This is a genomic window from Mesorhizobium sp. M6A.T.Ce.TU.016.01.1.1, from assembly GCF_003997065.1.
Lineage (GTDB): Bacteria > Pseudomonadota > Alphaproteobacteria > Rhizobiales > Rhizobiaceae > Mesorhizobium > Mesorhizobium mediterraneum.
This window is the reverse complement of sequence record NZ_RZTJ01000005.1, coordinates 284,025-296,777: the sequence shown is the minus strand read 5'-3', so window position 1 is coordinate 296,777 and position 12,753 is coordinate 284,025. Positions and strand designations below refer to the sequence as shown.

At 63.4% G+C, this 12,753-nt stretch carries 15 protein-coding genes; all 15 read right to left on the bottom strand.

What is annotated here, in order from left to right; genetic code table 11:
• Positions 1 to 4 precede the first annotated feature (4 nt).
• Positions 5 to 1,636 (bottom strand): terminase large subunit, encoded by a 1,632-nt coding sequence (locus tag EOC94_RS12855; protein WP_245465553.1) that lies wholly within the window; start codon positions 1,634 to 1,636, stop codon positions 5 to 7.
• Positions 1,637 to 1,733: 97 nt separating this feature from the next.
• Positions 1,734 to 2,210, bottom strand: a complete 477-nt coding sequence (locus tag EOC94_RS12850) for a hypothetical protein (protein WP_127290849.1) — start codon at positions 2,208 to 2,210, stop codon at positions 1,734 to 1,736.
• Positions 2,211 to 2,286: 76 nt separating this feature from the next.
• Positions 2,287 to 2,619 carry an HNH endonuclease gene (locus tag EOC94_RS12845; protein WP_127290847.1) on the bottom strand — a complete coding sequence of 111 codons (333 nt, stop codon included), beginning with the start codon at positions 2,617 to 2,619 and terminating at the stop codon, positions 2,287 to 2,289.
• A 142-nt stretch (positions 2,620 to 2,761) separates the two neighbouring features.
• Positions 2,762 to 3,403, bottom strand: coding sequence for a transcription termination/antitermination protein NusG (locus EOC94_RS12840; protein ID WP_127290845.1), 642 nt, complete (start codon positions 3,401 to 3,403; stop codon positions 2,762 to 2,764).
• On the bottom strand, positions 3,378 to 4,556 hold the full coding sequence (locus EOC94_RS12835; protein ID WP_127290843.1) for a helix-turn-helix domain-containing protein: 1,179 nt from the start codon (positions 4,554 to 4,556) through the stop codon (positions 3,378 to 3,380). The genes EOC94_RS12840 and EOC94_RS12835 overlap by 26 nt, the downstream gene beginning before the upstream one ends.
• 2 nt (positions 4,557 to 4,558) lie before the next feature.
• Positions 4,559 to 5,776, bottom strand: coding sequence for a phosphoadenosine phosphosulfate reductase family protein (locus tag EOC94_RS12830; protein ID WP_127290841.1), 1,218 nt, complete (start codon positions 5,774 to 5,776; stop codon positions 4,559 to 4,561).
• Complete coding sequence (locus tag EOC94_RS12825; protein WP_245465552.1) at positions 5,773 to 7,938, bottom strand: DNA cytosine methyltransferase; 2,166 nt, start codon at positions 7,936 to 7,938, stop codon at positions 5,773 to 5,775. Before EOC94_RS12825 ends, EOC94_RS12830 begins: the two co-directional genes overlap by 4 nt.
• Positions 7,935 to 8,492 carry a hypothetical protein gene (locus tag EOC94_RS12820; protein WP_127290839.1) on the bottom strand — a complete coding sequence of 186 codons (558 nt, stop codon included), beginning with the start codon at positions 8,490 to 8,492 and terminating at the stop codon, positions 7,935 to 7,937. Before EOC94_RS12820 ends, EOC94_RS12825 begins: the two co-directional genes overlap by 4 nt.
• Positions 8,492 to 9,085: a hypothetical protein gene (locus tag EOC94_RS12815; RefSeq protein WP_127290837.1), complete on the bottom strand. Its 594-nt coding sequence runs from the start codon at positions 9,083 to 9,085 to the stop codon at positions 8,492 to 8,494. Before EOC94_RS12815 ends, EOC94_RS12820 begins: the two co-directional genes overlap by 1 nt.
• Positions 9,078 to 9,329 (bottom strand): hypothetical protein, encoded by a 252-nt coding sequence (locus EOC94_RS12810; protein WP_127290835.1) that lies wholly within the window; start codon positions 9,327 to 9,329, stop codon positions 9,078 to 9,080. The genes EOC94_RS12815 and EOC94_RS12810 overlap by 8 nt, the downstream gene beginning before the upstream one ends.
• Positions 9,326 to 9,814: a hypothetical protein gene (locus EOC94_RS12805; RefSeq protein ID WP_127290833.1), complete on the bottom strand. Its 489-nt coding sequence runs from the start codon at positions 9,812 to 9,814 to the stop codon at positions 9,326 to 9,328. Before EOC94_RS12805 ends, EOC94_RS12810 begins: the two co-directional genes overlap by 4 nt.
• A complete protein-coding gene (locus EOC94_RS12800) occupies positions 9,807 to 10,232 on the bottom strand; it encodes a hypothetical protein (RefSeq protein ID WP_127290831.1) in 426 nt (141 codons plus the stop codon). The genes EOC94_RS12805 and EOC94_RS12800 overlap by 8 nt, the downstream gene beginning before the upstream one ends.
• Positions 10,229 to 11,083 carry a site-specific DNA-methyltransferase gene (locus EOC94_RS12795; RefSeq protein ID WP_127290829.1) on the bottom strand — a complete coding sequence of 285 codons (855 nt, stop codon included), beginning with the start codon at positions 11,081 to 11,083 and terminating at the stop codon, positions 10,229 to 10,231. Before EOC94_RS12795 ends, EOC94_RS12800 begins: the two co-directional genes overlap by 4 nt.
• A complete protein-coding gene (locus EOC94_RS12790; RefSeq protein WP_185928219.1) occupies positions 11,080 to 12,060 on the bottom strand; it encodes a hypothetical protein in 981 nt (326 codons plus the stop codon). Before EOC94_RS12790 ends, EOC94_RS12795 begins: the two co-directional genes overlap by 4 nt.
• Positions 12,057 to 12,719, bottom strand: a complete 663-nt coding sequence (locus EOC94_RS12785; RefSeq protein ID WP_127290827.1) for a site-specific DNA-methyltransferase — start codon at positions 12,717 to 12,719, stop codon at positions 12,057 to 12,059. The genes EOC94_RS12790 and EOC94_RS12785 overlap by 4 nt, the downstream gene beginning before the upstream one ends.
• Positions 12,720 to 12,753 lie beyond the last annotated feature (34 nt).

Sequence of the window (12,753 nt, the reverse complement as noted above, 5' to 3'; positions counted from 1 at the left end):
CCTTTCAGAGCGCAAAAATTTCTGCGGGAGCCGTCGTTTCTGGGTTCTTCACCATCACACTGACCGCATCGAAAAGCGCCATCACCGGGTCGATCTTGGCATCGCCGGCGTTCTGCTTCGTCGCGCGGATCGCGGTCGCGGTCGGCTCGATCTTCACGTTCTCGACGCACCAGTCCATCAATCCGGACTTCGCGTGCGTCAGCATTCGATTCGACAATCGGCCTTCGCTCGTCTTGATGGCGTTCATGAGCCTGTAGCCCTGCCCGACGCCTTCGACCTGACCGCCTTCTTGGGTAATTTCGAGTTCGGCAAGAGCATCGACGAGCTCGCCATACGGCCCTTCGGCATCAACCGCGACACAGGCAAGTAGGCCCGTATCATTCACTTGCCGAATAACTCCGATGCTCTCGGCGAGACTGACAATCGTGTCATCAACGATGGTGAGCTCGCCCGCCGCTTCGAAGTCCAGCAATTTCGTCGCGATCGACTGGCGACGATCGAGCACACCGCGGTGGCACCAAGCGTGGCTCCAGCAGAGCCATCGCTTCATCCTGATGACGATGTCCTGACCGGCGATCTTGATCGTGACCTCGATCTCAGCTGGTTCACGACCGAGCACCGACAGCCCGTAAAGATCGTCGAGCCCGCCACCATCTATTCCGACGACGACGGCTTCGCTTCGCTCAAGGAGAGACTGCAGCGTGATCGTCTCATCTTCGGAGTGAGCCCAATAAGCGGCACCAGGCCAACCGTCGGTCTTCATACCGACGCCCATCTCAATGTTCAGATGTTGCGAAGCCCAGATGCGTGTCGGCTTGTCGCCCTTCTCGCGCTCGGAGTTCCAATCCGGGATCAGATCGTGAAGGTGTATCGATCGGCTGAGGTTCGGCATCACCATCGGCCAGTTGGCCGAGTCGCCCCATTTGTCTTTGTCCTTGGCGATGTCGGTCGGGAACTCGTAAAGCACCGGCAGCATCGACCTGATTACTTTGCCGCGGTACTGACCATCGCGGATCTTGCGGGCCATGTGCAGTTCATCCCTGAACGCACCGGCCGGGATTTCGTCGCTCTGGGTCGTCGTGATCAGCAACACGCCTTCGTTCGTCTTGTCGAGGCCACCGCGTATCTGGCGCAGCACCTTCGTCGTGTGCTGGTTGCGGCCGAGAAGGTGCAACTCGTCGACAAGGGCAAAGATCACGATCGCGCCGGTGAGAATGTCGAGGGCGAACGTCTTAACCTTGAGTTCAGAGTTCGTGACCAGGCATTGGATCGTCTTCTCGTGATCCTTGCGGTGGAAGCGGCGCTGCAGGTCAGGCGATTTACTGATCATGGCCGTTGCCTGGTCATAGGCGCGGTCAGATATCGTCTGCGTCGGGCCAACAAACAGCGCCTCGACGTTGTGGCGCTTGTTCATCATCATTGCGGTGAGCATCAGGCCGGCGCTGTAGGTAGTCTTCGACGATCCCTTCGGTGCCATCACGAAGAAGTCGCGGATGGCGCGCCGGCGCACGGCCGGATCCCATGATCCGAAGATGACACGCACCAGGTCTCGGAACCATTGCCCGGCCGCCTGGCCTAAGGTCATTTCGTCGAGGCCATCTGGCAAGGGCAGCGCGTCGAAGAAGGCGAGCCCCATTTCGGCCTCTGCCTCATTCAGCGCCAGCTCATCCGGGATGAGCGTCCGCCCGTCCCGCATGCGGTCTTCCCAGTCAACGCAACTCAGGTCCCACATTTCAGTGCCGCACCGGCTCCTGACGGCGCGCCATCAAATCGCCGAGCGTCGATCCGGTATCCGGCCGCCGCGCATCAACCAGGGCCTGCTCTTTCTTGCCGAGCTTCGGGGCCTTCTCTTCCGCCTGTGGTCGCGACGTCTGGCCGTAGAGCATCAGGTCGTTATGCTCGACGAACTTGCGGAATGCCTTGCCAGCCGCCGAACTCCCGCCCTCGAACTGCGTCCAGAAGAGCATCGCGGTTCGGGCATCCAGCCGATCTCGTGCCTCGTCCCGGAACTTGAGCTCGCGAAAATAATTCTTCCGCAAAGTCGGCGGAGAGATGCTCAGCGCGCGGGCGATCCGCTCATTGTTCCACCCCAAGGCCAGCAACATGTTGACTTTGTTGCGGTTTGCCGCAGTCGCTACATGCTGCGGTCGACCGCGCTTGCCCCAGCCTTCGGGAACCGGGTCCCCAAACAGGTCGAAAATCTCACTCATCGAAAAAAAATCCCTCGCTGAGCCCCAAGCGGTTAGGACCCCATGAAGGCCCTAGAGATTTGCCCCCCCCTCCCCATCAGGGTCGGGCGGCCATCCTCTTGGCCCGCTCGGCCAGCGTCTTCCTGGTGTGCGATGCTCCGCACCGGAGCATGATGTTGCGCTTGTCGAGCGGCGCGCCACCGTCCCTGAGCTCGACCACGTGGTCACCGAACACGCGCATGCCTGGCCGGTGCGTCCTGCCATCGCATTGCGGGTCCTCGCATCTGCGACCCCGCTCGGCGATGATCTCTGCCATCAGCTTGCGCCACTCAGGCGACAGGTAGAACGCATCAGCAGTCTTGGGTGCGACCTTGACCGTGCGGGTGTCGATGGTCCGGATCGCCGGCACCATCATCTTCAGCTTTGCCACTGGAATCTTATCCATTGCGGGGAAGCATGCTGGGCCGCGCCCTTCGCTTCACCTGGATCCGTTCGGGGCCTCGGCCTTGCGGCTGGCACTCGGTTTTAGAAGCTCGCGCTTCAGGTCAACGGGTCGTCCTAGGTGAGATTCGCTATTCCGCTTTTGTGATTTGTGCAAGGCATAGCTCGACGGGCACGTAGCGACCGAATATCTCGACCAGAACCGTGGCAACCTGCTCGTCCAGCACCGACTGAATGACACCCGGAAAGCTGGCGAATGGCCCATCCTCGATCAGCACGCTCGCGCCCACCGGGAACGCCGCTTCGACCACCTCAGCATCGGTTGACCGCTCTTCCAATTTCTTCTTAAATTTCAAACGCATCGCGTCGGACACTGCGACTGGACCAAGGCTTCCGCCAAGCACGCCGACAACGCCTTCCATACCGAGTATTCCTGCCCATGTGCGGTCCCGATTGACCACACGGATGAACACGTAACCGGGCAGCGCTGGCACAGTGTAGACCACCTTGCGCTTGGCATGCGGGGCTTTGCGAACCTTCTTCACAAGGGGAAACCATCGTTCGATCGATGCCTGACCCAGCAACTTATCCACATCCTTTTCGGCGTGATTCTCCAGGCGGAGAACGAACCATTGCGCTTCAGGCACCGCTTCGCCAGCACCGGCTAGCAACGCTTGCTGCCGGCGAGACACCGCGATCATGCGATCCGATTCGGCATAGCAGCGGTCGAGATTGATCTTTTCGGCTTCATTCGGCCGCTTGCTGTGCATCATTGGTCCCTCGCACCGATTGTTCAAATGCTTCCAGTCCTGCCGGCCCGCCAGCCGGGAAATACACGCCACGCATCGTTCCCGGGTCCGGCAGCCACGGCCATCCGCGCAGCTCGTGCTCCAGCTTCCAGGCTTGCCACACCTCGCTGCCGATCGGCACGAACTCGCATAGCTTGCCGATCTGCTCTTCCTCAGGTCCAAAGCGGTGGATCCCCAGCCCGCGCGTCTCGGCTGCCTGGTGCAGCGCGTTGACCATCGGCCACCCGGCGCGCATCCGGTTGCCCCGCTCAAGCGTTTCCCGGTCCAGCCTGCCGTTGGCGATTGCGCTCTCCTCCCAGCCCTTCAGCGGCTGCGGTGGTGCCTTCGGCCCGGTGATCAGGTCGCGCATGCGGATCGCCGCCCAGACCGGCCCGAAGGCCGGCGCATAGGCCGGCTTGTCCGGCGCTGCCGGTTTCGGTCCAAGCCGCTCCCATCGCTTTTCGGCGAGATACACGCCGAAGGCGCAGCGACCGCCGGAAGCCTTCTCGGCGGCGAGGTAATCGGCCATGCGGTCGGCCGCCGCCTCTCGCTCGGACGCCGTCAGCGCCATCGCCGCGGCGAGCGCCGTCTTGCCGCTATCGGCAACGAAGGTCGGCCAGGTCGGGTGAACACGTTTCAGCCAACGCTCGACCGCTTTTCGATCTTCAGGTTCGCGCTCGCGCTCTCTCTCTGAATTACCTTCAGGAGTTACTAAACCATCAGTATTTACTAGTGTTGGATTTACCGTCGACGGATTCACCGTCGACGGGTTTTCAGTCTGCGGCAAAGATGCAACACCTTCACCGTCCGATGCAGCGATACTGTCGCGTTGCTCACGCGGCTCGTCGAAGATGACCAGCGAAAGCTTGCCGAAGCGCCCTTCATCACGCTCCTGTTCCTTGTCAGCATAGCCGTGTTGCACCAGTTCATTGACGATGCGCCGCGCCTTGTCGCGCCCGCAACCGCCGCGCTTGGCGATGTCGCCGAGAATGACGGTCCAGTTATCCGGCTTTGACAGCAGATAGCCAAGCAGCCAGCGCGCCTCCATGGAAAGGCGCACGTCTTCGAAGACGTGGTTCGGCACCGTGGTGTAGCGCGCATTGCGAACGCCGCGCCTGATCGTGGCCTCTTCGCTCATGCTTACACCAACAGCGGCTGCACGGAGCCGTCCGAGAAGTAACTGTCCATCGGCATGTCGGCGGCAGGCTCATCACCATCCCATCCGTTCGGCCATGTCTCCGCGGCGATCAGCTCTCGGATGCGGGCCTCTTCCTCATCGTTGAGGATGTCCAGCAGCGGGCGGCCAAGCTTGGCGGCGCCGGCGTTGCATTCGGCCTGTATAGCCAGAACGCGTTCGAGCCCTATCAAACGGGCGGCAAACGTCAACGGGCCCATCCTTTGCGGGTTGGCCGCGACCGATCCATCCTTGAGTCGTTCAAGGCCTGCCTTGCGGATCCGGTGGCGAGGCTCACGTAACTCGCGATAGAGCGGCTTCAGTCCTTTGAGCGGAGCAAGATGCGACCACGCCGACGACGCTACGATCGTGTCCAGGGCCAGATCCTTGCTGGCCAGCGGACAGCCGGCGCATCCGGTGCGGGCATTGATCTCCGTCGCCTCGTCGCCGCCATAGGCGTCGGCGATCGCGGCCGTCGCCCAGCCGCCATACTCGGCCATGGGTGCGTAGATGCGCAGCCAGTCCCAGACGTTGCAGACGCGCCAGTGCAGCAACGGCGCGAGCGTCGCGATCCGACCCCGGATGCCCTTTGCGTTAGGCAGGACCTCCTGATACCAGCCCTGCCCGCATTCAGCGCCGTCCTTGCCGCACGACATGGCAATGCGATCATCGCGGATGGCGCTTTCACCCTGGCGCACGCCGGTGATCATCAGGATCTTGCCATCGAGCTCGCCGAGCCTCTGCTCCAGCGCTTCGGCCATCGGATCGATCTTGATCTGCCGCGTGCACCAGCGCAGCGTGTTGTTGTTTGGCGGTGGCACGCCTCGGCCGAGAATGTAAACGAGGAACCGCTTGTCGAGTGGCGCCCGAACCACTTCGCAACGGATGCCGCGCGCGGCGAGCTGCGCCATGATACGTTCGGCGGCAATGGCCAATGGCGGCAATTCCTGCCGCGTGTCGGCATAGAACACAGTGAGGCTCTTCGGCGCTGCAAGCCGGCCGACGTCGATCAGATGGACGATAAGCGACAGGGTCGCGGAACTGTCCTTGCCGCCTGACCAGGCGATACCCCAATGATCATGAGCCGGCCCATAGGCCTGCATTGACTGCAGCGTCAGATCCACCGCCTCGTCGTAGACCAGGCGCTTTGATCCCTCGAACAGCGTCGGCTGAAAGGCTCTCATTCCGCAGCCTCCGCGAAGGCCTGGCGCACGTTGAACTCAGCAAGCAGCTTGATCATGTGCGGCGGCACACTGTTGCCGACGAGGTGATATTTCTCGGTCTTGGTGAGCCGACGCGTCTTGCCGTCAATGGTGATTTCGGCCGGCAGCGTGCCGGGCTTGAACCCATGCGCGGCAGCGCCTTCCTCAGGCTCCAGCATGCGGATGCCGATGTCGTCGATGTAGTGCCGGACGCCCTTCACCATCACCTCGACAAGGCCGTAGCGCGCCTTGCCGGTCAGCGCGCCGAGAGGATGGCGCACGTCGTCATCCTGCTTGCCGGAGCCGAAATAGTGCTGGAGGAAGCCGAGGATCAGGTGTGCATGGTTGCCGCCGGCAGCGACCGTAGCCAGCGGCTCTTCGATCGGTCGACCGTCGCGGCTGGTGCCATGCAGGTTTCCTAGCGCTGCTGCGACCAACGCGGACTTTCCTGAACCGCCCACTGTGACCGTCGGCGCAGGATCCTCGACGTCCGCTCCGATGCTGGCCCCGAACTGGCGCTGAAGACTGATGGCGGCAACGCCTTGCGTCGATCCGAGCGTGACAATGGTCGACAGCGGATCCTCCGCTGATCGCCCGGGCTCGCCGGTGTTGTGCTGGGCAATGAATGCGACGCTGACACCAACTTGCGGGCTAGTTGTGAAAGCACCAAGCGGCTGGTCGATCGGTCGGCCCGGCCGCGCCTCTTGGCTGCCGTCAACGCGCGGATCGCCGTTGTGCTGTGCAAGGAAAGCCGCGATCAGCGCATGCTTGCCACCGCCGGCCACCTGCGCGCCGATCGGCTCTTCGATATCGAGGCTGCGCGGCGCCTGCCCCTCGCGCTCGCCATAGCCTGCTTGGATAAGGTTGGCGGCGACAATCGCATGGCGCGGCGCACCGGCCATGACGGTCGGCAACGGCTCGTCCGGCATCGAGCCGTCGCCGTTCTGATTGAACTTCGACAGATGGGCGGCGACAAGAACGCGATCTTCCTTGCCCGTCGTCGTCCCAAGCGGCTCCTCGAGGTCGCGCGGGGCTGACTGCGCGGCCCGGCCGCCGGCGCCGACGATGGTGGCGCCAAGCAGCGCCATGCCGGACGACGTGTGCATCGTGTTCACCGGCTCTTCGGCCGAATGGACGCCGTTGCGAGCCGCAGCGCTCTGCTGGTCGGTGCGGATCAATGCCGGCGCCACCACGGACAGTTCGCCGCGGTGTGCCGTGGTCAGCGTCCGCAGCGGTTCCCCGGCATCATGAACGCGATCCCCGCCCGAATGCGTGATCGGCACGATGAACGGCTTTGCGGCGTCCACGACGTAGCGCATGACACCGCGCGCAGTGCGTCGAAGCGTCGCTTCCGCCAGCGGCTTCTTGCGACCGAAGATCGATTTTACCGGCAGCGACCAGTCGATGATCGTATGCGCGCCGACCCATGGTTTCAGGCCGAGCCGCTTGGCATCCTTGCGCGGCGCATGCGTGCGCACCGGCCAAACCACAGGACGGCTATCAGCCTGGGCGACGCCGAAGAATCGCTTGCGGATGGTCGGCACGCCATAGTCGGCGCAGACCAGAACACGGTGCTCGAAATTGTAGCCGAGCCCGCGCAGATGCTTCAGCCAGGCGCGCCAGATGCGGCCCTTGTGGCGAGGATCCGGGATCAGCCACTGCTCACCGATCGGCACACGCTCGCTCTTGGCCGCGACCGAGCCGTCCAGCCGCATCACGCGCCCGGTCGCCGGGTCGCGCTTGGCGACCAGCGGACCCCATGTCGTTATCTCCTGCACGTTCTCCATGGTGATCGTCTCTGGCCGCACCGTGCCGGCCCAGCGGCAGATCACCCACGCCAGCGAGCGCCGACGCTTGCTGACCGGCTTCGACCCCTTGGCGACCGAGAAATGCGTGCAGTCGGGCGAAGCGTGCAGGACGCGAACACCGCGCCCATTCGTGACCTTGCGCGGGTCTGCCTCGAACACGTCACAGCGCAGGTGCTTCGTATGAGGATGACGCTTCTCATGCACAGCTACCGCAACCGGATCATGATTGATCGCGACATGGACATGGAAGCCAGCTTGTTCCAGCCCATCGCAGCCACCGCCCATGCCGGCGAACAGCACGATTGTCATGCGGTTATCGAGAGAAAATGCGTTCATCGTGCCGCCTTGCGCCATGCGTCGAAAGCACCGCGCAGCGCTAACCACGCCTCGCTCGCCCGCCCGCCATTGTTGAGTTCTTTTCGTGATTGCACGCCGAGCAGCGAGCGCACCTTTTGCGCCACGCGCTCATCGGTCAGCGGCTTTTCAAGCCCATGCTGCTCATGCAGGAACACCTTGAAAGCAGGATCGTCCTTGCACTTCATCGCGCATTCGGCGGCGAAGTTCTTGACGTCGTGCGCCATTGGTTGGCCAGCCGGATGGTTATGGCGGCGCGGTTCGCGCATCTGGCGGATTTCGCCAAACGACGCATCGAGCAGGCGCAACAGGAAACCAACCATGTCAGGCGCATCGGCGGCGAAGGCGACCTCGTCGACCGAGGCATCATCGCCAAAGCGGGCAAGCACCAGCAGTTCGCCCATCTCGCCGGTGAATTCGATGAAGGCGCCCTCGGCATCGTGCGCGCGGGTCCATCTGGCCGGCGCAATGGCGGCCAAGCTGGCGCGGATCTGCTTCAGTCGCGTCGCGTCGGGCGAGAGCACCGCGGCGTTCATCAACCAGCCTCGCCCGCCAGAATGTCGAACACGATCTTGCCGGCTTCGCTCAACGACCATGGCGTCGGCGTACCCGTCCCGTAGCGCCTGCCGCGCACAAGCACTCCGCGGTGCTCAAGGGCGGTCAGCACCTGCGGGACAACATGCTTGCCCTCATGCGGCAGCAATTTGGTCAGTGATGCGATGGACAGGCGGCACCAGCCATCGGGGCTCGCATGCGTTCCGATCAGGTGGATGACGGCGCATTGCCGCAGCGTCAGCTGCCCTGCATCGCCGAACGGCCGCCGGCCCTGGCCGCCAGCCTCGTATTCGGCTCGGCCGTCGCCGATCAGATCGTTGGCCATATCGGTTTCGAGCAGCCTTGCCAGCAGCGCCGCCGCCAGCACCTGCGGGCTTTCGCCTCGGCCTAACGCACACTGCCGCAGGCCTTCGGCGAGATGGCCATGAAAGGCGACGTGCACTGGAGCCGGAACGATCCGGCGCGGCGGGCGATGCTGAGCCTGTTCGGCCTTCTGCTTGGCGATCAGCGCCGGCGAGCGCATGTCGAGGCGCGGCAAGCCAAGGTCGAGTTTTCGGAGCGTGGCTTCAGCCATCGGATTCGACCCCTAAGGCTGCCAGCGCCGCGTCGTTTTCGCTGATGCGCAGATTGAAGGCGGCGATCAGGTCGGCGCGGATGCCGGCCACGTAACGCGGCATCAGAACGATGCCGAGGCTATTGCTGCCTTCACCTATGTTCAGGCTCAGAACCTCGCCATCCGCCAGCCTGTCGCGCAGGGCGATGTTCTGGGTTCGGGCGCCGGCAATCAGCCGCGCTTTTTCGAGGTCGGCCGCCTTCACTGGTCGAACTCCCCGCAGCCGCGCCCGATCTCGCCTGGTTTCTCAGGCTTGGTGAATTGCTGCCACGGCACCCATCCGCGCGGGCAGTGGAAGCCCCAGGTGCGCAGGTTCGGGCCGGTGATGAACAGCGTCCAACACGGACCATCGACGAGTTCGATACGATGCGCGGCCGAAGCGAGGCGGAACTTGCGGTCGCCGGCGCGCCGCTCGACGCGCTGATTGATGCCGCCGGCGGAGATCGTGTGCTCAACATACCGGCCGCGCAGCAGCACCGACAGGTTCCACCACGGATGATCGTGCAGCGCCCGGTCGTCGTCGGAGCGCATGAAGTGGTGGAGATAGATGTTGAACAGGCGATTGCGGGGAATGACCCACCAACGGCGCATATACGGATCAGCGGCACCCCCGATAGTGACGTTCGGAGGCCGCTTTTCGGACAGGGCAATGAGGCGCGGCGCCAGCCGCAAAATGACAGACTTAAGCATTCGAGAGTTTTCCTGTTTCAGTGCTTTTCCCGTGAAACATCCGGCAGCGTCGCGGACGCTTGCGCGGCTTCGGAGCGCTCAGCGGCGCCCGATAGAACAAGCGGGCATCGAGACCAGCCCAGTCGCAGATGGCGAAGATTTTTCCCGCCGCGATGTCCTGCCCCGCCATGACGCGCGACAGGTCCGATGAGGTCACGCCGATCTCGTCGGCCAGCACTCGCCAGCCTCGCCCGTCATATTCCAGCATCGGCCGCAGTTTTCTGCCGAGCGCGGCGGTGTCGTAGGCGGCGAGCGTGCCGGAACGGATCGGCCGGCCCTGACGCACTGCCAGTTCCTCGGCGCGATCGTCCAAGCGCATGCGCTTTTCCAACGCCTTGCGCAGGCGGGCCATGGCGCGCAGGATGGTGGGATCGCTCATGCGACCTCGCCGAAATCGAATGAGGGCTGCGCGGTTGCCGGGCCGGTCAGCCGTGCTTGCGCAGCGGTCAGCGCGTCCTGTGAGATGTCGATGCCGATCGACTTCCGCTGTAGCCTGGTCGCGGCGACAAGGGCTGTTCCACTGCCGCAAGTTGGATCGAGGAGGACATTGCCAGGCAGCGTTGCGGCCCGGATTAGTTCCTCAAGAAGCGCAACCGGCTTCTGGGTCGGATAGCCGACACGTTCCTTATCGGTAGGGCCGAGCGGCGCAGCTATTGCGAAGTCATCGAACCGGCCAAAGCCATCGCCCGTGATCGGGTCGCCGCCGAGCGTGCCGATCCGCCAAAGCCGCCACTTGGCAGCGCGAGACCGGCCATAGCAGGCGATGGTGTCATGAACCCTGCCGAAGCGTTTGGAGTTGCCGTGGCCGCCGAGGGTCCTCACCCAAACCAGCGTGCCGATAGCATTGCCGGCACCGAAGATCACGTCGCATAAGACGCGCAGTTCCGCGCCCATTGTGTCGTCGAAATGCAGCCACAGGGTACCGGTCAGCTTCAGAACACGGCGAAGCTCCACGATGATGCCCGCCATGACGCCGAGATAGGCACGAGACGGCGCACTGCGCGCGACTGCCGCCAACAATGCAGCGCCGGCGGCGGAATGATCTTTGAGGGCCGCCCAGCCCGTCGATGACGCCGCCGACCATTCCCAGCGATCATCGAACGACCCGGCTTTGCCGGTCCATATCTGCTCATTGCCGAACGGCGGGTCCGAATAGACCATATCAACCGACGCGGTGGCGATTTCCCTGCGCAAAACGTCGGCGGCAGCGCCAAGCAGGAGGCGGGTCATGTCGTAGCCTCTTGTTTGTGCCTGGCATTACTGAGGACGACCGACACCGCCGACGGGGTCGACTCCGTCATCGCCGCCAGCTGCGCCCGATTTAGGTCGGGCCGCGCCTTGGCGAGCGAGAGGATCGCGTCGCGTTTTGATTCCGACTTCGCGTAAGGCGATGCACCTTCATGGGCGAGCAGGTCGACGAACCAGAACTTGTCGACCTTGCGAAGATCGACCGCTGCAACATTGTCGATGACGAACCGTGCAACATCGCGCCGGTGAATCCACCAGAAGTCGTCAGTCGCGGAAGCCTCACGCCGTGTCGCGCGCAGCCAGCCTTTGGCGATCCAGCCGGCGACCGTCTTGCGATCGACGCCCATGACACCAGCCAGTTGATTGGCGTTGAGATGGTGAGGGTCTGTTCGGTCGGCGCCGAGGCGCTTGAGCTTGACGATGATCGCCGTCTCGCTGCGGTCGAACCCCTTTGCCTTCAGCATCCGGCGGAGCGTTGCCGGAGCCTTGTGCGCATTGTCGCCGATCAGGTCGAGTTCCGCCTCGGACCACGGGGCTTGCTTGAACCGCGGCGTGACCAGCCCGAGCTTTGCCGCCCGCTTCGAGATCCACCAACGCGGCCGGCCGCACGTGCCGGCGCAAGCCTGCACGTCGTTCTTGGTGGGCGATTTCTGGTAAGTGCGGCGGATGATGGCGTCGATTGCGTCGCTTGATGCCCATGCCTGGCGCTCATTGACCTTGCCATTGGCGTCAGGCACGCGCAGGCCGAGAACGTTGGCGCGCTGATAGATCGACGATGCCGAGCGGCCCGGCAGTGCTGCGAGGCATGCGGTGATGCCGCCGCCCGGATAATTTGCGCGCAGCAGCTTTTCCTCACGACCGGTCCAGAAGCGCCTGGTGCCGGTGCGGCGTTCGCCGGCAACCGGGTTGTGATCGAGCAACTCGCGGATACCGCTGACCTCGCGCGCGACGATGTTCATAGCTCCAGCGCCTCCTGCTTTGGGTCAGGAGCACGCTCGGTCTCGACGAACATGTCAGGCTGGGCATAAGCCTTGCGGATGCGATCGCAGGCGATGTCGAAATAGCCTTCGTCGATCTCGATGCCGATGAATTTCCGCCCGAGCTTGACGCAGGCAACGCCCGTTGTTCCGGATCCCATGTAGGGATCGAAGATGGCGCAAGAGGCCGTCCGCTCGATGCACCACTTCATAAGTGCTACCGGCTTCTGGGTAGGGTGCCCCGTTTCATCGCCAAATGGCGATCCGGTCATTTCCAGCCGCCGGCGGCCGTTGCTATCAGGCGCGTGGAAAGCGTAAACGCCGTAGCCGCCTGATTGCCAACCAATCTCAGCGTCTGAAAGGCGAGTGCCATAGTGCTCCGGCTTTTTCTTCAGCCAGATCAGCGATGAACCAACGGGAAGCCTGTCAGCGAAGTGGTTGGCTCCCCAAAGAATAACTTCAGGAAACGACAGCCACGGTGTCGGATCGAACGGCCGATCGTCCCCGCTCACCTCCCTGTCGGCACGCCCAGGCCCCAGCGGCGCGTTCTGTGTTCCACCGGTGAATCGCGTGCTGTCGAAATCGAAGTCGCCGCCGTAGGGGTTATCCGTCACGACGGCGGCATCGACCTTGCCCAGCACCGGCAAAACCTCCAGGCAGTCGCCCAGAATGAGC